Origin of the sequence: Actinacidiphila sp. bgisy160 (genome assembly GCF_965342435.1) — a bacterium.
Lineage (GTDB): Bacteria > Actinomycetota > Actinomycetes > Streptomycetales > Streptomycetaceae > Actinacidiphila.
This window is the reverse complement of sequence record NZ_CBDRCM010000003.1, coordinates 240084-261808: the sequence shown is the minus strand read 5'-3', so window position 1 is coordinate 261808 and position 21725 is coordinate 240084. Positions and strand designations below refer to the sequence as shown.

Sequence of the window (21725 nt, the reverse complement as noted above, 5' to 3'; positions counted from 1 at the left end):
GTGGCCCCCCCCCCTCCCCCCCCCCCCCCCCTCAGCTCTGCCGCCACTCGTACTCCTGCTCCCCGCAGCGCAGTGTGCGCGAACGAGGCAGCGCCCGGTCCACCCACTGCCGCGTACGGGCGATGTCCTCGCCCTGGTGGACGAAGGTGTAGCCCCGGGGCCGCAGCATGACGCTGACGAGCAGGCGGCTCCCCACGGCCACCTCGGGCTCCCCGGCCTCGTCCCGGTCGACGGGGAAGGTCAGCAGGCGGTCCCCTCGCTCGCCCTTGAGGTAGCGGTCCACCGCCATCCGCACCGACACCCGGTCCGGCTCCGCCCCGGGCGTCACCCGCAGCACCGTTCCCTCGGCGACGAGTTCGGTGCAGGCCAGCACCTCCGCGTCGGTCATGCGGACCGATTCGACGTCGGCCTCGCCGGTGCCGGCCCCGCAGCCGGCGAGCGCGGAGAGCACGAGCAGCGCCGCCACGGCGAGGGCCGGTCCCGTCCGGTCTCCCACCCTTCGTCCCACGTCCTTCGCTCCCCTCATGAGGTGTCGCTCTCGCACGGCAGGCCCCGGGAGGCCGTGAGTGCCTTCTCCATCCAGGCGCGGGCGGGGGCGATGTCCGCGGCGCCCTCGTACAGGTCCACCCGCTCGCCGGGGAGGGCGGAGACCATCACCAGGACGCGCGACCCGGGTTCCGGGGGCGGGGCAACATCGTCGTGGTCGTCGTCGACGTGGATCGTGAACGTCAGCCGGGGGGCGCCGCCGGCCGGCTTGATGCGGCGGTCGACGTCCATCACCACCCGCAGGTCCCCCGGCTCGCCGGTGGGCGTCACCTCTCGCACGGTGCCCTCGGCGATGTCGCTCGCGCAGGCGACGATGCCCTCCCGCGAGAGCTTCGCCTCGCTCGCCGCCGAACCGTCGCCCAGGGCGGCGTTCCGGGCCAGGACGACCCCGGCGACCGCCGCCACGCCCGCCACGACGGCGGCCAGGCACAGCGCCAGCGCCCTGCGTCCGCGGGGGCGGCCCTCCACGGGCGGGGCGGGCTGTGCGGCGAGGGCGTCGCCGATCAGCCGCACCTGGGTGCGTAGCAGGGCCACGTCGGCGCACGCGGCGGCGTATTCCTCCCCGGTGTCCGCGGCGCCGTCCGGCGGCACGTCCGCGAGGGCGGCCGACAGCGCCTCGTCCGCCCCGTGGGCCTCGTACTCGTTCCCGCTCATCGTCACACCACCTCCCTGGTGTGCAGCCGGCCGCGCAGCGCGCGCACGGCTGCGTGCAGCCGGCTCTTCACCGTGCCCTCCGGGACGCCGAGCGCCGAGGCGATCTCCGCCACGGGCAGGTCGGCGTAGAAGCGCAACGTCAGCACCTGGCGTTGCCGCGGCGGCAGTTCCTGCAGCCCGTCGGCGATCGCCAGGGCCAGCACATGCGCCTCTCCCCCGCCGTGCCGGGCCCCGTCCCGGGGCGTCAGGGCCGCGAGGCGCTCGCCGAGCCGCTCCTGACGGCGTCGCGAGCGGTGCCAGTCCATCGCCACGTTGGAGGCGGCGACGGCCGCCCACGCGCCCGGGTCCCGCAGCGGCTCGCGGCCGCCCGCCCGGCGCTCCAGCAGCTTCAGCCGCACCTGCTGCACCCCGTCCTGCAGATCCCCCGCCGGCACCCCGCCGAGCGCCAGGACGGCCCTTACGCGATCGAGGTGCTCCGGCGCGAGGGGGTCGTCCCCGTCCCCCGGCCGGGACCTCCGTCTCAGCAGCGCCACGCCCCTCCCCCTTCCGCGATTTCTCCTATGACGCGGCAGCGGCGGAAAACGTTCACCCCTCCTCCGGTCCCGCCCCTGGCCCTAACCTGGCGGGGTGTCCGCCCCTCATGAACTGACGATGCTGGAACAGGCCGCGGCCGTCCGGACGGGCGAACTGTCGCCCGTGGAGCTGACGGCCCACTACCTCGACCGGATCGAGCGGCTCGACCCGGCCCTCGGGGCCTATCTGACCGTCACGCCCGAACGCGCCCTGGAGGACGCGCGGCACGCCGAACGCGTGCTCACGGAGGGCGGGCGGCTCCCGCCGCTGCTCGGCGTGCCGGTGCCGGTGAAGGACCTGACGCCGGTGGCCGGGGTGCGTTTCACCTCCGGGTCGGCGGTCTTCGCCGACCGGGTCGCCGACCGGGACGCGTACCTCGTCCGGCTGCTGCGGGACGCGGGGACCGTCCTGACCGGGAAGACCAGCACCCCGGAGTTCGGGCTGCCCGCCTACACCGAGGGCGCCGTGGGGCCGCCGGCCCGCAGCCCGTACGACCTCGCGCGTGGCGCCGGCGGCAGCAGCGGCGGCGCGGCCGCGGCCGTGGCGGCCGGGCTGGCGGCGGCGGCGCACGGCAGCGACGGGGGCGGCTCGATCCGCATCCCGGCCGCCTGCTGCGGGGTCGTCGGGCTGAAGCCGAGCCGGGGCCGGGTCAGCCCCGCGCCGTGGGGCGACGCGAGCGGACTGGCCGTGGGCGGGCCCATCGCGCGCACGGTCCGGGACACCGCGGCGCTGCTCGACGTGCTGGCGGTGCCCGCGCCCGGCGACCCCTTCCGGCTGCCGCCCCCGGAGCGGTCGTTCCTGCGGTGGTGCGAGCACGAACCGCGCCGGCTGCGGATCGCCCGCTGGGCGGTGCCGGACGTCGCGGGGGTGGAGGTCGACCCGCAGGTCCTGGCGGCCTACGAGCGCACCTCGGCGCTGCTGGCCGGGCTGGGGCACGAGGTCGTGGACGTGCCGCAGCCGCTCGCCCCGGGCGACCGCGACGCGTTCACCCCGGTGTGGGCCGTGCTGGCCGCGCTGACTCCCGTGGCACCGGAGCGGGAGCGGGAGCTGCTGCCGCTCACCCGCTGGCTGCGCGACCAGGGGCGGGACGTGGGCGGCCTCGACTACGCCCGCACGCTGGGGGTGATGCAGGGCGTGGGCCGCAAACTGGCCGAGGCCGCCGAGCCGTACGACGCGGTGCTCACCCCGACGCTGGCACAGCTCCCCGCCCCGGTGGGCGCCCTGCGCGACGACGCCGACCCGGCGGCCGACTTCGCGGCGCAACTGGCGTTCACGCCGTTCACCGCGCCGTGGAACATCGCCGGGCTGCCCGCGGTGTCGCTGCCCCTGGAGTGGTCTCCGGCGGGGCTCCCCGTCGGCATGATGCTGGGCGCCCGGCACGGCGAGGAGGGCCCCCTGCTCGCGCTCGCCGCCCAACTGGAGGCCGCGTCCCCCTGGCAGCCCCGCACGGCCCGCGCGTTCGACCCACCGGGGTCCGCGGACGGACCCCCCGCCTGAGGTGGCTGCCGCACCCGGTGGCCGCCGGGTGCCGCAGCGCCCCGGTGGGCGAAGTGAGTGCCGACGGTTTCGTAATGGATCTCATAGGACTGGGTGATCGCGTTGTTCACGCCTGCGTCCAGGAGATTGCTACCTCTCGGCGCCGTCCGCCGCAGACCTTCGAGGACGTGCTGGGCCAGCTGGAGAGATCAGGGCTCACCGAGTCCGTGGCCGCTCTGCGCCTCGGACCGGGAGCTGTGAGCCAGCCCTCCTGCCGTCCCGCACAGAAGGCGGCTTACGAGGCGGAGCTGCCTGAGGAGTGGCTTCGTAGCCGGCGGACACAGCGTCTGATCACCGGCTGAAGGGCGGCCTGTCACCACACCGCCCCGGAGGCCGGCCTCGCGACGCGACCCCGTGGGAGGCGGCCGCCGGGTGCCGCCACTCGTGGGTGGGAGCGGGTGCACGGAATGCGACTGCGTCGCCACGCAGTGGGTATGGCTGAGGCTGTCCGGAGAACGCGCACCCGCGATGACGGCACCAGGAGGGCATCCCATGACCGAAGGCGCCGACCGGGACAGACTTGCCGCGCTGCACGGCGTGGACGTCACCTACCGCCCGTCGCCGGACCGCGAGGTGCGCGTGCCCGACGGGACGGTCGTGGCGGTGCTGGCCGCGCTGGGCGTCGACGCCTCGACCCCGGCGGCAGTGCGCGGCGCGCTGGCGGAGCACGACCACCGTGCCGGGCGCCGGCTGCTCCCCCGCAGCGTGGTGACGCGGGCCGGGCGTCCGCTCGGGCACCGGCTGCCCGAGGGCACCGTGCTGCGGCTGACCACGGAGGACGGCACCGAGGCCACCTGGGACGGCGAGGTGCCGCTGCCCGTGGGGCGGCACGTGCTGCGCGCGCAGGCCCCCGACGGGCGCACCGCGCAGGCGCAGCTCACCGTGGCGCCGGAACGGCTGCCCGGCCCCCCGGAGCGGGTCCTCGGCTTCATGGCGCAGCTGTACTCCGTGCTGTCCTCGCGGTCCTGGGGCATGGGCGACCTCGGCGACCTCGCGGACCTCGCGGCGTGGTCGGGCCGGGCGCTGCACGCGGGCTTCCTTCAGGTCAACCCGCTGCATGTGGCCGTGCCCGGGCGTCCCACCGACCCGTCGCCGTACCGTCCGTCCTCACGGCGCTTCCCCGACCCGGTGTACCTGCGGGTGGAGGAGATCCCGGAGTACGCCTACCTCGGCACCGACGACCGCGAGCGGGCGGTGGACCTGCTGCGCAAGGCGGCCGTGCTGCGCGACTCGGTGCTGCTCAAGGACGCCCTGATCGACCGTGACGCGGTGTGGGAGCTGAAGCGCGAGGCGCTCGCGCTGGTCCGCAAGGTGCCGCTGTCGCCGGGACGGCGGGCCGCGTACTGCGACTTCCTCGCGGACCAGGGGCAGGCGCTGGACGACCACGCCACCTGGTCGATGCTGGCCGAGCTGCACGGCCCGGACTGGCGCGGCTGGCCGGCGGGACTGCGCGACCCGCGCTCGGGGCAGGTCGCGCGGCTCCGCGGCGAACGCCTGGACCAGGTCGACTTCCACTGCTGGCTGGCCTGGCTGACGGACGCCCAGCTGGCCGCGGCGCAGCGTTCGGCGCGGGACGCGGGGATGGCGGTCGGCATCGTCCACGACCTCGCGGTCGGGGTGCACCCCTCCGGTTCCGACGCCTGGGCGCTGCAGGACGCGCTCGCCCACGGGATGTCGGTCGGGGCGCCGCCGGACGCCTTCAACGCCCACGGCCAGGACTGGGGCCTGCCGCCGTGGCGCCCGGACGCCCTGGCCGCCACGGGGTACGCGCCCTACCGCGACCTGCTGCGCAACGTGCTGCGGCACGCGGGGGGCCTGCGCATCGACCACGTGATGGGGCTGTTCCGCCTGTGGTGGGTGCCCGAGGGCGAGCCGCCGACGCGGGGCGCGTACGTCCGTTACGACGCCGTGGCGATACTCGGCGTGCTCGCCCTGGAGGCGCAGCGCGCCGGTGCCGTGGTCATAGGGGAGGACCTCGGCACGGTCGAGCCGGGCGTCCGCGAGGAGCTGGCCGACCGAGGCATCCTCGGCACGTCGGTGCTCTGGTTCGAGCGGGACTGGGAGGCGGCGCACGGATCCGCGCACGCCCGGCCGCTGCCGCCCGCGGCCTGGCGGGCGGACGCGCTGGCGACGGTGACCACCCACGACCTGCCGACGACGGCGGCCCGGCTGACCGGGGAGCACGTCGGGCTGCGGCACCGGCTGGGGCTGCTGACCCGGCCGCTGGAGGCGGAGCAGGCCGAGGACGCGCGGGAGGTCGCGGAGTGGCTGGCGCTGCTCGGCCGACTGGGGCTGCTGCCGGAGGGCGCCCGGGACGAGGAGGCGGTCGTCAAGGCTGTCCACCGCTTCCTGGCGCGCACGCCGGCCCGGATGGTCGGGGTGTGGCTGCCGGACGGGGTCGGCGACCGCCGCCCGCAGAACCTGCCGGGCACCTGGGACCAGTACCCCAACTGGCGGCTGCCGGTCGCGGACGCGGAAGGACGGCCGCTCACCCTGGAGCAGCTGACGGCCTCACCGCGGCTGCACGCGCTGGCGCACGAGGTGCGGACCGCGATGGCGGCACCCGGCGGGCCGTAACACCACCCCGGACGCGCGGGCCGCGGAAGCGTTCGCTACTTTGAGACCGTGGACAAGCTCAACAAGAACGCCCTGCGCGCCGGTGCCGTGACGGCTGGTACGGCGCTGATGCTGCTGATGTCGTCCCCCGCGTTCGCGAACGCCCAGGACGACGGTGCGGACCCGGGTCCCGGCCTGAGCGTGCTCCAGACGCTGGGCCTGTACCTCGCCCTCCCGATCGTCCTGTTCCTGGTCATCGCGGGCCTGGTCATCGTGACCGACAAGTCCCGCAAGACCCAGGGCTGATCCCTTTCCCACGTCGCTGACCGGGCCGCGGAGCACCGCGGCCCGGCCTCAGGCGTTCCCCGGCACCATGTGCCGGGGAACGGCGGCCGACCCCTTGTGCCGGGGGTGGCGGCCGCGAGAGCGTTCCGGCGGCCCGGGCCGTTCCGCCGCACCCCGCCGTCAGGCATCCGCGCCGTCGCCGGCCGGTGTCCGCGAGGGCGCGCGGGCCTTCCCCCAACGGCGTGAACCGAGGTGAAGACGGCGTGGGGAACGAGCGGCATCGCGCGGCAGCGCACCGGCCGCTGCGGAAAGCGCGGAAGACGCGAGGCCCCCCGCGGCGGTGTGCCGCGGGGGGCCTCGCGCTCCGGGTGGGTCAGCCGGCCGCCGCGTCCGCGGCCCGGGCCTTCAGGGCGCGGTCGACCCCGGCACGGCACTCCGTCACCATGCGCCGCAGCGCGGGTGCCGGATCGGCCGCCGCCAGCCAGGCGTCGGTGGCGTCCAGGGTCTCCTGGGAGACCTGGAGCGCCGGGTAGAGGCCGACGATGATCTGCTGGGCCATCTCGTGGCTGCGGGAGGCGAAAACGTCCGAGACCGCCGCGAAGTACCGCTGCGTGTAGGGCGCCAGCAGCTCGCGCTGGTCGGGCTCGGAGAAGCCCGCGATGACCGCCTCCTGGACGGCGTTGGTGAGCTTCTCCGCCTCGACGACCGAGGCCCACGCCTCGGCCTTCGCCTCGGCCGTCGGACGGGCGGCGCGCGCGGTGGCCGCGTGCCGCTCACCGGCCGCCGTGGCGTCCCGGCCGAGCTCCGCCGCGATGGCTTCCTCGTCGGCGCGGCCGGTCGCGGCCAGCCGCTGCAGGAAGGCCCAGCGCAACTCGGTGTCGACGGCCAGACCCTCGATCGTCTCCGTGCCGCCGAGCAGCCCGGCGAGCAGGTCGAGCTGCTCCTTGGTGCGGGCCGTGGCGGCGAACGCCCGTGCCCAGGCGAGCTGGTGGTCGCTGCCGGGGGCGGCCGCGCGCAGGTGCTCCAGTGCCGCCTCGGTCCACCGGGCGAGACCGGTCTCGCGCCAGTCCTCCGCGGCGTAGAGCTCCAGCGCCGTCTTCACCTGGCGGTGCAGGGACTGCACGACGCCGATGTCGGACTCCTTGCCGATGCCGGAGAGCACCAGCTCCAGGTAGTCGCGGGTGGCGAGTTCGCCGTCGCGGGTCATGTCCCACGCCGCCGCCCACACCAGGGCGCGCGGCAGCGACTCGGTGAAGTCGCCGAGGTGCTCGCGGACGGTGGCCAGCGAGGCCTCGTCGAGCCGCACCTTGGCGTACGACAGGTCGTCGTCGTTGAGCAGCACGACCGCCGGGCGCTTGACGCCGGTGAGCTCGGGCACCGGCGTCAGCTCGCCGTCGACGTCCAGCTCGACGCGCTGGACGCGCACCAGCTTGCCGTCCTGGAGCTCGTACGCGCCGACCGCGATGCGGTGCGGCCGCAGGATCGACTCGCCCTTGGCGCCGGGCGGCAGCGCCGGGGCCTCCTGGCGCACGGCGAAGGAGGTGATGGTGCCGTCGGCGGCGGTCTCGATCTCCGGGCGGAGGATGTTGATGCCGGCGGTCTCCAGCCACTTCCTCGACCAGGTCTTCAGGTCGCGGCCGGAGGTCTCCTCCAGCGCGGACAGCAGGTCCGTCAGGCGGGTGTTCTTCCAGGCGTGGCGCTTGAAGTACGCCTGCACGCCGGTGAAGAACTCGTCCATGCCGACGTAGGCCACCAGCTGCTTGAGCACCGAGGCGCCCTTGGCATAGGTGATGCCGTCGAAGTTGACCTGGACGTCCTGGAGGTCGTTGATCTCCGCCATGATCGGGTGGGTGGACGGCAGCTGGTCCTGCCGGTACGCCCAGGTCTTCATGGAGTTGGCGAAGGTCGTCCAGGAGTGCGGCCACCGGCTGCCGGGCGCGTACGCCTGACAGGCGATGGAGGTGTAGGTGGCGAACGACTCGTTCAGCCAGAGGTCGTTCCACCACTCCATGGTGACCAGGTCGCCGAACCACATGTGGGCCAGCTCGTGGAGGATCGTCTCGGCGCGCACCTCGTAGGCGGCGTCGGTCACCTTGGAGCGGAAGACGTACTGGTCGCGGATGGTGACCGCGCCCGCGTTCTCCATGGCGCCGGCGTTGAACTCCGGCACGAAGAGCTGGTCGTACTTCGCAAAGGGGTACGGGAAGTCGAACTTCTCCTCGAACCAGTCGAAGCCCTGCCGGGTGACCTCGAAGATCGCGTCGGCGTCGAGGAACTCCGTCAGCGACGGACGGCAGTACAGGCCCAGCGGCACACTGCGGCCGCCCTCGCCCTCCCAGGTGCTGTGCACGGCGTGGTACGGGCCGGCGATCAGCGCGGTGATGTACGTGGAGATGCGCGGGGTGGGCGCGAAGCTCCACACATTGCCGGCCGGCTCCGGGGTCGGGGAGTTGGAGACGACCGTCCACCCGGCCGGGGCCTTCACGGTGAAGGTGAAGGTCGCCTTGAGGTCGGGCTGCTCGAAGCAGGTGAAGACCCGGCGGGCGTCCGGGACCTCGAACTGGGTGTAGAGGTACGCCTGCTTGTCGACCGGGTCGACGAAGCGGTGCAGGCCCTCGCCGGTGTTGGTGTACGCCGCGTCCGCGACGACCCGCAGCTCGTTGGCGCCGGCCCGCAGCGACGGCAGGGCGATGCGGCTGTCGGCGAAGACCTCGGCCGGGTCCAGCGCGGTGCCGTTGAGCACCACCTCGTGGACCGTGGGGGCGACCAGGTCGATGAAGGTCGAGGCACCCGCCTCGGCGGAGCCGAAGCGCACCGTGGTCACCGACCGGAAGGTGCCGCCCTCCTGGGCCCCGCTCAGGTCGAGCTCGATGTCGTACGCGTCCACGGTGAGCAGGCGGGCTCGCTGCCGCGCCTCCTCGCGTGTGAGGTTCGTGCCGGGCACGTGTCCGTCTCCTTCGTCGGGTTTTCGGCCATCCTCGCACGCGGGAGGGGCGGGACGGCCGGGGGTTTTCCCTCGACCGGCCGGTCGTGTCCCCGGGCGCCGCCGGCTACCGGCGGTACAGGCCGCGGGCACGGGGCGGAAGGAGCGCATCCACACGTTGACACGCCCTCCGTGCGGGTGACGGTCCGTCGGGCCATGACTCCGGGCAGGGGGGAGTCGCCGCGACGCACACGGCAGCGCTCGTCGCCGCCGTCGACGGCGGGGTGGGTCCCGGTGCGGCTGTCCCTGCCCGCGGACGGCGTGCCCGGCTTGTACGAGGTGCCGCCGGCGTTCCGCGCCGAGGGCCGCGCCGTGCGGCAGACCGTCACCGTGCACGCCTGTCCGCGCACCGGCGGCCCCGGCCTCGCCGCGGGCGCCCGGGCCACTTCCTCCGGTGACGAGACGGCGGACTTCCCGGCCTCGGCGCTGACCGACGGCGACCCCGGGATATCCGCTGGTCCTCCCCCGTCCGGGACAACGCCTGGGTGCAGGCCGAGCTGCCACGGGCCGCCGGGGTCGGCCGGGTGGTGCTGCGCCGGCAGGACGCGTACGCCTCCCGCTACACGGTCCTGACCTCGGCGGACGGCCAGAGCCTGCACACCGCGCTGCGGTGGTCTCCGGCGGCCGCCGCGGCACGGAGTCCGTCCGGCTGGACGCCCCGTCGGACACGCGCCGCATCCGTGTGCAGGGACTGGAACGCGGCACGACGTACGGCTGCCCGCTGTACTCGATGCGGGCCTACGCCGTCACCTCAGCACCGTCCATCACCCTCCTCAACCGGCCGTTCTCCGGTGACCGTTGCCGAGTGAGCGCGCGTCTGCCACTATTCACTCAGTACATGTATCGAGTGAATAGAAGGAGGGCGTCGCATGAGTACCGGCAACGTCCTGCTGGGCCTGCTCGCCGCCGGGCCCGGCCACGGCTACGACCTCAAGCGGCGGCACGACGAGCGCTTCCCCCAGGCACGCCCCCTCGCGTACGGGCAGGTCTACACGAGCCTGCAGCGCCTGGTGCGCGACGGCCTCGCCGAGGTCGACGCCACCGAGAGCGACGGCGGCCCGGAGCGCACGACCTACCGGCTCACCGAACAGGGCCGGCTGGCACTGCGGACCTGGCTCGGCGAGCCCGTACCGCCCGCCCCGGTCAGCGCGGCCAACGAGATCTTCGCCAAGGTCACGGCGCTCATCGCCTCCGGCTTCGGCGACCCGGCGGCCTTCCTGCGCCTCCAGCGCGCCGCTCACCTCGCCCGGATGCGCGAACTCACCGCCGCGAAGGCCGCGTCCGGCGCCCCGCTGTCGGCCGTGCTCTCCGCCGACTACGCCCTCACCCATCTCGACGCCGACCTGCGCTGGATGGACAACGCCGCGCAGCGCCTCGGCGCCCTGGCCGAGGAGGTCACCTCAGCATGACCACACCCCTGATCGAGGCCCGCGGCCTCGTCAAGCGGTACGGCACCACCAACGCCCTGCGCGGCGCCTCGCTGCGCCTGCTGCCCGGGGAGATCCTGGCCGTCACCGGGCCGAGCGGCAGCGGCAAGTCCACGCTGCTGCACTGCATGTCGGGCATCGTCCGGCCGGACGAGGGCGAAGTCCGCTACATGGGCGGCGACGCCGGCGGGGAGCGGCTCGACCAGGCCGGGGAGGCACGCCGGTCCATGCTGCGGCGCACCGACTTCGGCGTGGTCTTCCAGTTCGGCCAGTTGGTCGGCGAACTGACGGCCCTGGACAACGTGGCCCTGCCACTGCTGCTGGCCGGGAACTCCCGCGCCGCCGCCCACGAGAGCGCGGGCACCTGGCTGGAGCGTTTCGGGGTGCGCGGTCAGGCCGCCCTGCGCCCGGGTGAGATGTCGGGCGGGCAGGCGCAGCGCGTCGCCCTGGCCCGCGCGCTGGTCACCGGCCCGAAGGCGGTCTTCGCCGACGAGCCCACCGGGGCGCTGGACTCCCTCGCCGGCGAGCAGGTCATGACCGCCCTGGTCCACGCGGCCCGCGAGTCCGGTACCGCGGTGCTCCTGATCACGCACGACGCCCAGGTCGCGGCGTACGCGGACCGCGAGGCGACGGTGCGGGACGGTGTCGTCGAGGGAGAGGACGAGCCCGTCGCCGAGGTGACCCGGTGAGGGGGCTGCGGGGGGATGCCCTGCTGGCGTGGGCACTGCTGCGGGGCTCCCCGCGCAGCCAGTGGTGGCGTCTGGCGCTCACCGCGCTCGGCGCGGCCCTCGGCACGGGCTTCGCGCTGGCGGCCGTCGTCGTCGCTGTGATCAACACCCGGTTCGGGGGCGGGGAGCACCGGTACACCAACGACCTGCTGAACGAGGCCGGCCTGCGACCGGGCGTGGTCGCCGCACTCCTGCTGCTCCTCGTGCCGGTACTGGCTTTCGTGGGGCAGTGCACGCGGATCGGCGCGCTTCGGCGCGAGCGGCGGCTCGCCGCGCTCCGCCTGGCCGGGGCGACCCCGAGCCAGGTGCGGCGGATCTCCGCGCTGGAGACGGGCGCCGCGTGCGGGCTCGGCTCCCTGGCCGGACTGGCCGGTTTCCTGACGCTGCGCGCGGTCCTTGACGCCGGCGCACCGGCCATGGCCGCGGACGGCGGGGCGTTCCGGCTCCTGACCTGGCCGACCGACGTACCCGTTCCGTGGCCTGCGGCGATCCTCGTGGTGCCGGGCCTGCCGCTGCTGGCCACCGCGGAGGCGTGGTTCACGCTGCGACGGGCGGCCGTCGATCCGCTGGGCCCGGCCGCACGCCGGCCACGACGGACCCGCACCGGCCCGGGCATGTGGCTGCTGGGCCCCGTGGCGCTGATCGCGGGCATCGGGCTCGTGCTGCTGGGGCTGACCGTGCGCCTGAGGCACGTGCCGATCGTGCCGATCGTGGTGGCGATCCTCGCCCTGTGCGCCGTCGGACTGGTGTACACCAGCGCCGGGCTGGCGCTGTTCACCGGACGGCTGGCCGCCCGCTCCGGCCGCCCGGCCCTGCTGATCGCGGGGGAGCGGCTGCGGGCCGACCCGTGGGCGTCGGCCCGCGCCCACACGGTGGTGATGCTCGCCTCACTGGTGGGCGTCGGCTGGGTGGTCATGCGACGGGTGACGGTCGAGATGTTCCGGAACGGCCCGGACTATGCCGGCGGTGACGTCTCCTTCTACGTCGGCGGCTACGACCTGGCCGGGCTCGCGCTGCTGATCGGCGTCTCGGTCACCGTCAGCGGGCTGGCCGTGGGCGTCGTGGAGTCACTCATGACCCGCCGCCGGGCCCTGGCCGCCCTGGCCGCGGCGGGCACGCCCCGGAAGGTGCTGTGGCGCGCCACCTTGCTGGAGACCGCGCTGCCCCTCGTCCCGGCCCTGCTCCTGGGCGCCGGCTGCGGCCTGGCGCTCGTCGCGCCCGTCGTGCTCCACGGTCAGGGCCGCCCCCTGCCGCTGCTGGAGCCGGCGCTGCTCACGGGCGGCCTGCTGGCCGCATCCCTGCTGGCGACCGCAGCCGGCCTGCCGCTGCTGCGCCGCACCGTGCACCCGGCGCAGTTGCGCCACGAGTAGCGGCGCGGAGGGTGCGCGGAGGGGCCCCGGACCGGCACGGGGGTGCGGTCCGGGGCCCTGAGCCCGGTAGGGGACGGTTCAGGACAACACGAAGGCCCGGTCTCAGGCGGATATGCCGTCGATCCGGGCCATGGCGTCCTCCGCGCCGAATGCCTGCAGGTATGGCAGCCAGCGCGGGTCCCTATGCCCGGTCCCGATGATCCGCCAGGCGAGGCCCGACGGCGGGGCGGGCTGGTGGCGCATCCGCCAGCCGAGTTCGGCGACATGGCGGTCGGCCTTGAGATGGTTGCACCGGCGGCAGGCAGCGACCACGTTGTCCCACGTGTGCTGGCCTCCGCGGCTGCGCGGGATCACGTGGTCGACGCTGGTTGCGACGCCTCCGCAGTACGCGCACCGGCCGCCGTCCCGGGCGAACAGGGCCCGCCGGGTCAGAGGCACGGGGCCGCGAAAGGGGACTCGGACGAATTTGGTGAGCTTCACGACACTCGGAGCGGGGACAGTACAGGTCGCGCTGTGCATATAGGCGCCGGATTCCTCGAGGCACACGGCCTTCTTGTTCAGCACGAGGATGAGCGCGCGGCGGAGCGGTACGACGCCGAGCGGCTCGTACGACGCGTTGAGGACCAGGACATGCGGCACGGGTGCCTCCTTTTACGCCGGCGGCGCGTGGCTCGCGCCGGGACGATCTGCCCACAGTCTCTCCGGAAGCCCGGTCGCGGCGCCACCATGACCGGGTAACGGAGCGAGGGTGTTTTCAACCACACCCCTTCTACATGCCCTGAATCACCGCACCTCGCGCTCGAACAGCACAACGGGACACATCGCCTCCCCCGTTAGTGTGGGAAGCCTGCCCAACCCGGAGGTTTCCGCCCGTGTCCCCATCGCCGTCCACCGTCGCGACGATCGACGACGCCCAGAAGAGCGCGACCGACGCCGCCGACTACATCAGCCGGAACTGGGCGGACTGGCTCTCCGCAGGGCTGCGCATCCTGCTGATCCTGGTGATCGCGCTGGTGCTGCGGTCGGTGGTCCGCCGCATGATCACCAAGTTCATCGAGCGCATGAACCGCGGCGCCGAGGTCGCCGCGACGAGCGCGCTGGGCGGGCTGCTGGTCAACGCCGAGCGGCGGCGGCAGCGCAGCGAGGCGATCGGCTCGGTGCTGCGCAGCGTGGCCTCGTTCGTGATCATGGGGACGGCGGCGCTCACCGTGCTGTCCGTGTTGCAGATCAACCTGGCTCCGCTGCTGGCCAGCGCGGGGGTGGCCGGTGTCGCGATCGGCTTCGGCGCGCGGAACCTGGTGACCGACTTCCTTTCCGGCGTCTTCATGATCCTGGAGGACCAGTACGGCGTCGGGGACGTCATCGACGCGGGCGTCGCCAGCGGCACCGTGGTCGAGGTCGGGCTGCGGGTGACCAAGCTGCGCGGCGACAACGGCGAGATCTGGTACATCCGCAACGGCGAGGTCAAGCGGATCGGCAACCTCAGCCAGGGCTGGGCGACGGCCGTGGTGGACGTCCAGGTCGGCTACGGGGAGGACCTGGACCGGGCCCGCACGGTGATCGAGGAGACCGCCGCCGCGATGGCCAAGGACCAGCCGTGGGACGAGGTGCTCTGGGAGCCGGTCGAGGTGCTGGGCCTGGAGTCGGTGACCTCGGACTCGGTGCTGATCCAGACGCAGGCCAAGACCATGCCGGGCAAGGCGGCGGCGGTCGCGCGGGAACTGCGCTGGCGGATCAAGCGGGCCTTCGACGCGTCCGGGATCGCGATCGTCGGCGGCACCCCGCAGGCGGTGGAGGAGGGGCCGGCCGACCCCTCGGCCGCCGTCGCCCCGCCGTCCGCGCTCGCCGACCCCGCCTCCCCGCAGGCGCTGGCCGCGCAGCCGCCGGCCCCCGCGCCGGCGTCGTCCCAGCCGGGCGCGGTCAAGTAGCGACAGCCGCCCAACAGGGGCGCCGGGCACCGCCCGGCGCCCCTTTTCCGTGCCACGACACGGCCGGTAACGCTTTGGAGTCGACCTCGCGAACCGCCCTTGACGCTCCGGCTGCGGGCGCCTACCTTGCCTTTCACCAACAGGAAAGTTTCCTAACTACCGCCAGGGCACAGCCGCCTCCCTGACCCCGCCCAGCCCACCAGCCTCGTGCCGTAGCCTGCGGCGCGTGTCCGTCACGACGAGGGAGGACGAGACCGTGGCCGGTACCACCGGAAGCCCGGGCACCCCCGGCACACCGCGCGTACTACGGGCGATGAACGACCGCGCCGCGCTCGACCTGCTCATCGAGCACGGCCCGCTCTCCCGCACCCGGATCGGCAAGCTCACCGGCCTGTCGAAGCCCACCGCCTCCCAGCTGCTCGCCCGTCTCGAAGCGGCCGGGCTGGTCCTCGCCACCGGGACGACCGCCGGGCGCCCGGGGCCCAACGCACAGCTGTACGCGGTCAACCCCGCGGCCGCGCACGTCGCCGGCCTCGATGTGACGACCGAGCGCATACGCGCCGCCGTCGCCGACATCACCGGCCGGGTGGCCGGCGTGTTCGAGCTCGCCACCCCCGGCCGCGCCCGGCGCGGCCAGGGCGGCGCCGTCGAACAGGTCGTCCAGGCCGTCGACGGCGCGATCAAGGCGGCCGGGCTGCACCGCACCGACCTGCACAGGATCGTCGTCGGCACTCCCGGCGCCTTCGACCCCAGCACCGGCCGGCTGCGCTACGCCAGCCACCTCCCCGGCTGGCACTCCCCCGCTCTCCTGGACGAGCTGGCCGCCGCCCTGCCCGTCCCCCTGGAGTACGACAACGACGTAAATCTCGCCGCCGTGGCCGAGCAGCGGCTCGGCGCGGCCCGGGACCACGACGACTTCGTCCTGCTGTGGAACGAGGAGGGCATCGGCGCGGCCATCGTGATCGGCGGCCGGCTGCACCGCGGCTGGACCGGGGGCGCCGGCGAGGTCGGCTTCATGCCGGTGCCGGGGACCCCCCTGGTCCGGCACGTCGCCAAGGCCAACGCCGGCGGCTTCCAGGAACTGGCCGGCTGCAACGCGGTACTGCGCACCGCGCGGGAACTGGGACTCTCCGTACCGCGGGGCACGCAGGCCGATAGCGCCTCGGCGCTGCTCGCCGCGGCGGCGGGTACCGGTGAGGACGCGCACGCGGAGCTGCTTCGGCGCTTCGCCACCGGGCTCGCCATCGGGCTGGCCTCGCTGGTGACCGTCCTCGACCCCGGGCTGATCGTCCTGTCCGGCGGGGTGATCGCCGCGGGCGGTGAGCCGCTGCGCTCCCTGGTCCAGTCCGAACTGGCCGAACTCGCCGTCCCCCGGCCCCGGCTGGTGCTCGGCGGCGTACCGAACGACCCCGTCCTGTCCGGGGCGCTGCAGAGCGCCCTCGCCACCACCCGCGACGAGGTGTTCGACACCTCACGCTGACCGCGACAGCCCATCCACCCACCCGCACACGCAGTGGACGGCCCCCCGCGGGTCCCTCCGCCGGTCTCGCACACCCTCGAACCGCCCGAAGTCCCCTGGAGGAAGCGAAGTGTCCGGTTCCACCAAGACGGCCGCGGCCGCCGTCGCAGCCGCCGCCGCGATAACCCTGCTGACGAGCGCGTGCACGGGCTCCGGCAACAACACCGCAGGCGACGACCCCACCAAGGACGTGACCATCACCTTCTGGCACGGCTGGTCCGCGCCCAGCGAGGTGAAGGCGATCGACGCCAACGTCAAGGCGTTCGAGAAGGCCCACCCCAACATCCACGTCAAGGTGCAGGGCAACATCACCGACGACAAGATCAACCAGGCGCTGCGGGCCGGCGGCCCCAATGCCCCGGACGTCGTCTCCTCCTTCACCACCGACAACGTCGGCAAGTTCTGCTCGTCGGGCGCCTTCGCCGACCTGGACCCGTTTCTGAAGAAGGCAGGCATCGACCCGGCCGCCACCTTCCCCAAGCCGATGCTGGAGTACACCCAGTTCGAGGGGAAGCGCTGCACGCTGCCGCTGCTCGGCGACGCCTACGGCCTCTACTACAACAAGGACGCCTTCAAGGCCGCCGGGATCGCCGCTCCGCCGAAGACGCTCTCGGAGTTCAAGGCCGACGCGGTCAAGCTCACCAAGGCCCAGGGCGACTCCTACTCCCAGCTCGGCTTCATGCCGAACTTCCACGGCTACGAGTCCACCACCACGCACCTGGCCGCGCAGTGGGGCGCGAAGTACTTCGACGCCGACGGCAGGTCGAACATCGCCAAGGACCCCGGGGTCGCCGCCATGTTCACCTGGCAGCAGGACATGGTGAAGGCGCTCGGCGGCTTCAAGAAGCTGGAGAAGTACCGGTCGTCCTTCGGTGACGAGTGGGGCGCCAAGAACCCCTTCCACACCGGCCAGGTCGCCATGGCCATCGACGGCGAGTGGCGGGCCGGAATGGCCGAGGAGGCCGGCACGAAGTTCGAGATCGGCGTCGCCCCCTTCCCCGTGCCGGACGACCAGGCCGACACCTATGGCAAGGGCTACCTGTCGGGCACGATCATCGGCGTCGCCAACACCAGCGCCAAGAAGAACGCGGCCTGGGAGCTGGTGAAGTACATGGCCACCGACACCGACGCGGTGGTGAGCTTCTCCAACGCCATCCACAACGTGCCCTCCACGCTCGCCGCGCTGGGGTCCCCGAAGCTGGACGCCGATCCGCTCTTCCGCACCTTCGTGGAGATCGCGCAGAACCCGGACAGCACCACCACCCCCGCCAGCGTCAACGGCGGCACCTACCAGCTGACCCTGCAGGACTTCGGCTACGCCTACGAGGCCGGCAAGCAGAGCGACCTGGCCGCGGGCCTCAAGGGCGTCGACGAGCAGGTCGACAAGGACATCGCGCAGGCCCGTTGATGAGCGCCGTCCACCCGATGCTGAGGGCGAAGCGCCGTCGTGAGGCGCTTCGCACCCTCGCCTTCATGTCGCCCTGGCTGGTCGGCTTCAGCGTCTTCTTCGCCTACCCGCTGGTCTCGACCGTCTACTTCTCGTTCATGAAGTACGACGGCTTCACCGCCCCGACGTGGAACGGCCTCAGGAACTGGTCGTACGTCTTCGACGACTACCCGTTCTTCTGGCCGGCGCTGCGCAACACGCTGTGGCTGGTCGTGGTCATGGTCAGCCTGCGGGTCGTGTTCGGCCTGGGGATCGGACTGCTGATCACGAGGATCAAGTCGGGTGCCGGGCTGTTCCGCACCGCCTTCTACCTCCCCTATCTGGCCCCGCCGGTGGCCGCGACGATGGCCTTCGCCTTCCTGCTCAACCCCGGCACGGGACCGGTCAACCACCTGCTGGGCAAGGCCGGCCTGCCGACGCCCGGCTGGTTCAACGACCCGGCGTGGTCCAAGCCCGCCCTCACGCTGCTCGCGCTGTGGGGCATCGGCGACCTCATGGTCATCTTCATGGCCGCGCTGCTCGACGTGCCCAAGGAGCAGTACGAGGCCGCCGAGCTGGACGGCGCGGGGCCCTGGGCGAGGTTCCGCTACGTCACGCTGCCGAACATCTCACCCGTCGTGATGTTCGCCGTCGTGACCGGGGTCATCCAGACGATGCAGTACTACACACAGCCCCTGGTCGCCGGGAAGGTCGCCAGCGGCATCATCGGCGGCTCGGGCCAGCAGTTCGAGCCCGGCTACCCGGAGAAGTCCACCCTGACCCTGCCGCAACTGGTCTACAACCTCGGCTTCCAGCGCTTCGACACCGGCTCGGCCTGTGTGATCGCGCTCGTGCTCTTCGCGCTCGCCATGGCCTTCACCGCGCTCCTCATGCGCCGCCGCAGCGGCTTCCTGACGGCGGAGGACTGACGCCCATGACCACCCACGCCACCCTCACCCCATCCGCCACGGCGCCCGCCACCGGAACCCCGTCCGGTGCGCGGCGCACAGCGTCCCGCAAGGCGGCGCTCAACTGGATCGCGGTGCACGCCCTCGGCATCGCCGCCGCGCTCTTCTTCGTCCTGCCGTTCGTCTTCGTCCTCCTCACCGCGGTGATGAGCGACACCCAGGCCCTCACCCGCGACCTGTGGCCGAGGACCTGGGAGTGGGGCAACTTCGGCACCGTCTGGGACACCCCCGGGTTCCTCACCTGGTGGCGCAACACCCTGCTGTACGCGGGCCTCGGCACCGTGCTGACCGTCGTCTCCAGCACGCCGGTCGCCTACGCGCTGGCCAAGTTCCGCTTCCGCGGCCGCAACCTGTCGATGATGCTCGTGGTCTCGACGATGATGCTGCCCCCGCAGGTCGTCATCGTGCCCATGTACCTGTTCTGGGCGAAGCAGCTGCACCTGTCGGGCACGCTGTGGCCGCTGATCATCCCGATGGCCTTCGGTGACGCGTTCAGCATCTTCCTGCTCCGGCAGTTCCTGCTGACCATCCCCAAGGAGTACACGGACGCGGCCAGGGTCGACGGCTGCGGCGAACTGCGCACGATGCTGAACGTGGTGCTGCCGATGGCGAAACCGGCCATCGCCGCCGTGGCGCTGTTCCAGTTCTTCTACTGCTGGAACGACTACTTCGGCCCGCAGATCTACGCGAGCGAGAACCCGGCGGCCTGGACCCTGAGCTACGGCCTGGAGTCCTTCAAGGGCGCCCACCACACCAACTGGAACCTGACGATGGCCGCCACGGTGCTGGTCATGACACCCGTGATCGTCGTCTTCTTCTTCGCGCAAAAGGCCTTCATCGAAGGCGTGACGTTGACGGGAGTCAAAGGATGAAGCTGGCGGTCGTGGGCGGCGGGTCCACGTACACCCCGGAACTCATCGACGGTTTCGCCCGGCTGCGGGAGACCCTGCCGGTCGAGGAGCTGGTCCTGGTGGACCCGGCCGAGGACCGGCTGCGGCTGGTCGGCGGGCTCGCCCGGCGGATCTTCGCCCGGCAGGGCCACCCCGGCACCGTGACCACCACCTCGGACCTGGACGCGGGCGTGGCCGGGGCCGACGCGATCCTGCTGCAGCTGCGTGTCGGCGGCCAGGCCGCCCGGGCGCGGGACGAGGCCTGGCCGCTGGAGTGCGGCTGCGTCGGCCAGGAGACCACCGGCGCGGGCGGGCTGGCCAAGGCGCTGCGCACGGTGCCGGTGGTGCTCGACATCGCCGAGAGGGTCCGCCGGGCCGCCCCCGATGCCTGGATCATCGACTTCACCAACCCGGTCGGCATCGTCACCCGGGCCCTGCTGCAGGCCGGCCACAAGGCCGTCGGGCTGTGCAACGTCGCCATCGGCTTCCAGCGGAAGTTCGCCGGGCTGCTCGGCGTGACCCCCGAGCGGGTCCACCTGGACCACGTGGGCCTCAACCACCTCACCTGGGAACGCGGCGTACGGATCGGCGGCCCCGACGGCGAGGACGTCCTGCCGAAGCTGCTCGCCGAGCACGGCGACACCGTCGCCGGCGACCTCCACCTGCCCCGGGCGGTGCTGGACCGGCTGGGCGTGGTGCCCTCGTACTACCTGCGCTACTACTACGCCCACGACGAGGTCGTGCGGGAGATGCGCACCAAGTCCTCCCGGGCCGCCGAGGTGGCCGCCATCGAGGCGGAACTGCTGGAGATGTACGGGGACGAGACCCTCGACGAGAAGCCGGAGCTGCTGGCCCGGCGCGGCGGGGCCTACTACTCCGAGGCCGCCGTGGCGCTCGCCTCCTCCCTCCTGCGGGACACCGGCGACGTCCAGGTCGTCAACACCCTCAACAACGGCACCCTCCCGTTCCTCCCGGACGACGCCGTCGTCGAGGTCCCGGCCACCGTGGACGCGAACGGGACGCACCCGCTGCCCGTCCCGCCCCTGGACCCGCTGTTCGGCGGCCTGGTCGCGAACGTCACCGCCTACGAGGACCTGGCGCTGACCGCCGCCGTGCACGGCGGCCGCGACCGGGTCTTCAAGGCCCTGCTGTCGCACCCCCTCGTCGGCCAGTACGAGTACGCCGAGGCCCTGACCGACCGTCTGATCGCGCACGACCGGGAGCACCTCGCGTGGGCCTGAACCCTCTTGTCGCCGACGGCGTGCTGGCCGTCGACGCGGGCAACAGCAAGACCGACGTGGCCCTCGTCGCCGCCGACGGGACGGTGCTCGGCACCGCCCGCGGCGGCGGGTTCCAGCCGCAGGTCGCCGGCACCGAGGCGGCGGTCGAGGTGATCGCCCGCATAGTCGAGCGGGCCGCCGACGCCGCCGGCCTCTCCCCGCGGCCCGGGGAACCGCTCGTGCGGCACGTCTCCGCGTGCCTGGCCAACGCCGACCTGCCCGTCGAGGAGCAGCAGCTCGAACTCGCCGTCCACGCCCGGGGCTGGGGCGAGGCCACCCGTGTCGCCAACGACACCTTCGCCCTCCTGCGCGCGGGCGTCGACGGGCCGCGCGGGGTCGCGGTGGTGTGCGGCGCGGGCATCAACTGCGCGGGCATGCTCCCGGACGGCCGCACGGCCCGTTTCCCGGCCATCGGCCAGCTGTCCGGCGACTGGGGCGGCGGGGCGGGCCTGGCCGACGAGGCGCTGTGGTGGGCCGCGCGCGCCGAGGACGGGCGCGGCGGCCCCACCGCGCTCGCCGCCGCGCTGCCCGCGCACTTCGGACTGACCTCGATGTACGCGCTGATCGAAGCACTGCACCTGGGACACATTGATTTCTCCCGAAAGCACGAATTGACCCCTGTGCTCTTCAAGACCGCGGAAGCGGGCGATCCCGTCGCCCGGGCCATCGTCGAACGGCAGGCCGAGGAGATCGTGGTCATGGCCACGGTGGCGCTGCGCCGCCTCGGCCTGCTCGGCGAGGAGACCGACGTCGTCCTCGGCGGCGGTGTCCTGGCCGCCCGCCACCCCCTGCTGATGGACTCCGTGACCGCCCTGCTGGCCGCCGCGGCGCCCAAGGCCGTGCCGAAGGTGGTCACCTCCCCGCCGGTGCTGGGCGCCGCCCTGCTGGGCCTGGACCGCACCGGCGCGGCAGCCGAGGCGCACGCGCGGCTGCGGGCGCACTACGAGGCGGTGGGCTCCGTGTCCTGACCGGCGCGCGCCGGGGGAACCGAACACACTCCCCGGTGCGTGGTGAGCTGCGAGGGGGGCGGCGCGCGGGGGACCCGACGGGCGGCAG

The 21725-nt window shown here is 73.6% G+C and carries 18 protein-coding genes; 13 read left to right on the top strand and 5 right to left on the bottom strand.

Annotation, left to right across the window (positions count from 1 at the left end):
• Positions 1–31: 31 nt before the first annotated feature.
• Genes ACRWNP_RS05650 through ACRWNP_RS05640 form a run of 3 tightly spaced genes read right to left on the bottom strand, consistent with a single transcriptional unit; the run spans position 32 to position 1727 of the window.
• Positions 32–508, bottom strand: coding sequence for a hypothetical protein (locus ACRWNP_RS05650; protein WP_431959822.1), 477 nt, complete (start codon positions 506–508; stop codon positions 32–34).
• 14 nt (positions 509–522) lie between these two features.
• Complete coding sequence (locus tag ACRWNP_RS05645; protein WP_431959821.1) at positions 523–1200, bottom strand: hypothetical protein; 678 nt, start codon at positions 1198–1200, stop codon at positions 523–525.
• Between the two features lie 2 nt (positions 1201–1202).
• Positions 1203–1727, bottom strand: coding sequence for a sigma-70 family RNA polymerase sigma factor (locus ACRWNP_RS05640; protein WP_431959839.1), 525 nt, complete (start codon positions 1725–1727; stop codon positions 1203–1205).
• Positions 1728–1827: 100 nt separating this feature from the next.
• On the opposite strand from ACRWNP_RS05640, the gene ACRWNP_RS05635 reads away from it, so the two are divergent.
• The 3 genes from ACRWNP_RS05635 to ACRWNP_RS05625 all read left to right on the top strand — a co-directional run bounded on the left by ACRWNP_RS05635 (position 1828) and on the right by ACRWNP_RS05625 (position 6171).
• Complete coding sequence (locus tag ACRWNP_RS05635) at positions 1828–3270, top strand: amidase (protein ID WP_431959820.1); 1443 nt, start codon at positions 1828–1830, stop codon at positions 3268–3270.
• Between the two features lie 531 nt (positions 3271–3801).
• On the top strand, positions 3802–5886 hold the full coding sequence (malQ, locus tag ACRWNP_RS05630; protein WP_431959819.1) for a 4-alpha-glucanotransferase: 2085 nt from the start codon (positions 3802–3804) through the stop codon (positions 5884–5886).
• Positions 5887–5934: 48 nt separating this feature from the next.
• Positions 5935–6171, top strand: coding sequence for a hypothetical protein (locus ACRWNP_RS05625; RefSeq protein WP_431959818.1), 237 nt, complete (start codon positions 5935–5937; stop codon positions 6169–6171).
• Positions 6172–6523: 352 nt separating this feature from the next.
• Here the strand turns inward: ACRWNP_RS05625 and pepN are convergent, their stop codons facing one another.
• Positions 6524–9094: an aminopeptidase N gene (gene pepN / locus ACRWNP_RS05620; protein ID WP_431959817.1), complete on the bottom strand. Its 2571-nt coding sequence runs from the start codon at positions 9092–9094 to the stop codon at positions 6524–6526.
• A gap of 908 nt (positions 9095–10002) precedes the next feature.
• On the opposite strand from pepN, the gene ACRWNP_RS05615 reads away from it, so the two are divergent.
• Genes ACRWNP_RS05615 through ACRWNP_RS05605 form a run of 3 tightly spaced genes read left to right on the top strand, consistent with a single transcriptional unit; the run spans position 10003 to position 12658 of the window.
• Complete coding sequence (locus tag ACRWNP_RS05615; protein ID WP_431959816.1) at positions 10003–10542, top strand: PadR family transcriptional regulator; 540 nt, start codon at positions 10003–10005, stop codon at positions 10540–10542.
• Positions 10539–11249 carry an ABC transporter ATP-binding protein gene (locus ACRWNP_RS05610; protein ID WP_431959815.1) on the top strand — a complete coding sequence of 237 codons (711 nt, stop codon included), beginning with the start codon at positions 10539–10541 and terminating at the stop codon, positions 11247–11249. The genes ACRWNP_RS05615 and ACRWNP_RS05610 overlap by 4 nt, the downstream gene beginning before the upstream one ends.
• Entirely contained in the window at positions 11246–12658 is a 1413-nt protein-coding gene (locus ACRWNP_RS05605; RefSeq protein WP_431959814.1) for an FtsX-like permease family protein, read from the top strand. Before ACRWNP_RS05610 ends, ACRWNP_RS05605 begins: the two co-directional genes overlap by 4 nt.
• A gap of 102 nt (positions 12659–12760) precedes the next feature.
• On the opposite strand, the gene ACRWNP_RS05600 is transcribed toward ACRWNP_RS05605, so the two are convergent.
• Positions 12761–13297, bottom strand: coding sequence for an HNH endonuclease (locus ACRWNP_RS05600; RefSeq protein WP_431959813.1), 537 nt, complete (start codon positions 13295–13297; stop codon positions 12761–12763).
• A 233-nt stretch (positions 13298–13530) separates the two neighbouring features.
• On the opposite strand from ACRWNP_RS05600, the gene ACRWNP_RS05595 reads away from it, so the two are divergent.
• From ACRWNP_RS05595 to ACRWNP_RS05565, 7 genes are all read left to right on the top strand, one after another.
• Positions 13531–14586 (top strand): mechanosensitive ion channel family protein, encoded by a 1056-nt coding sequence (locus ACRWNP_RS05595; protein WP_431959811.1) that lies wholly within the window; start codon positions 13531–13533, stop codon positions 14584–14586.
• A gap of 313 nt (positions 14587–14899) precedes the next feature.
• Positions 14900–16066 (top strand): ROK family transcriptional regulator, encoded by a 1167-nt coding sequence (locus ACRWNP_RS05590; RefSeq protein ID WP_431959838.1) that lies wholly within the window; start codon positions 14900–14902, stop codon positions 16064–16066.
• 109 nt (positions 16067–16175) lie between these two features.
• On the top strand, positions 16176–17513 hold the full coding sequence (locus tag ACRWNP_RS05585) for an ABC transporter substrate-binding protein (protein ID WP_431959810.1): 1338 nt from the start codon (positions 16176–16178) through the stop codon (positions 17511–17513).
• On the top strand, positions 17513–18460 hold the full coding sequence (locus tag ACRWNP_RS05580; protein WP_431959809.1) for a carbohydrate ABC transporter permease: 948 nt from the start codon (positions 17513–17515) through the stop codon (positions 18458–18460). Before ACRWNP_RS05585 ends, ACRWNP_RS05580 begins: the two co-directional genes overlap by 1 nt.
• A 5-nt stretch (positions 18461–18465) precedes the next feature.
• Positions 18466–19371 carry a carbohydrate ABC transporter permease gene (locus ACRWNP_RS05575; RefSeq protein ID WP_431959808.1) on the top strand — a complete coding sequence of 302 codons (906 nt, stop codon included), beginning with the start codon at positions 18466–18468 and terminating at the stop codon, positions 19369–19371.
• Positions 19368–20630: a 6-phospho-beta-glucosidase gene (locus tag ACRWNP_RS05570; RefSeq protein ID WP_431959807.1), complete on the top strand. Its 1263-nt coding sequence runs from the start codon at positions 19368–19370 to the stop codon at positions 20628–20630. Before ACRWNP_RS05575 ends, ACRWNP_RS05570 begins: the two co-directional genes overlap by 4 nt.
• Positions 20621–21637 carry an N-acetylglucosamine kinase gene (locus tag ACRWNP_RS05565; protein ID WP_431959806.1) on the top strand — a complete coding sequence of 339 codons (1017 nt, stop codon included), beginning with the start codon at positions 20621–20623 and terminating at the stop codon, positions 21635–21637. The genes ACRWNP_RS05570 and ACRWNP_RS05565 overlap by 10 nt, the downstream gene beginning before the upstream one ends.
• The last annotated feature ends 88 nt before the right edge of the window (positions 21638–21725 follow it).

Bases quoted from the DNA above. Each gene is read 5' to 3' on its own strand.
- ACRWNP_RS05615 (WP_431959816.1), top strand. From the start codon at position 10,003: ATGAGTACCGGCAACGTCCTGCTGGGCCTGCTCGCCGCCGGGCCCGGC.
- ACRWNP_RS05575 (WP_431959808.1), top strand. From the start codon at position 18,466: ATGACCACCCACGCCACCCTCACCCCATCCGCCACGGCGCCCGCCACC.
- ACRWNP_RS05645 (WP_431959821.1), bottom strand. From the start codon at position 1,200: ATGAGCGGGAACGAGTACGAGGCCCACGGGGCGGACGAGGCGCTGTCG.
- ACRWNP_RS05580 (WP_431959809.1), top strand. From the start codon at position 17,513: ATGAGCGCCGTCCACCCGATGCTGAGGGCGAAGCGCCGTCGTGAGGCG.
- ACRWNP_RS05570 (WP_431959807.1), top strand. From the start codon at position 19,368: ATGAAGCTGGCGGTCGTGGGCGGCGGGTCCACGTACACCCCGGAACTC.
- ACRWNP_RS05610 (WP_431959815.1), top strand. From the start codon at position 10,539: ATGACCACACCCCTGATCGAGGCCCGCGGCCTCGTCAAGCGGTACGGC.
- malQ (WP_431959819.1), top strand. From the start codon at position 3,802: ATGACCGAAGGCGCCGACCGGGACAGACTTGCCGCGCTGCACGGCGTG.
- ACRWNP_RS05590 (WP_431959838.1), top strand. From the start codon at position 14,900: ATGAACGACCGCGCCGCGCTCGACCTGCTCATCGAGCACGGCCCGCTC.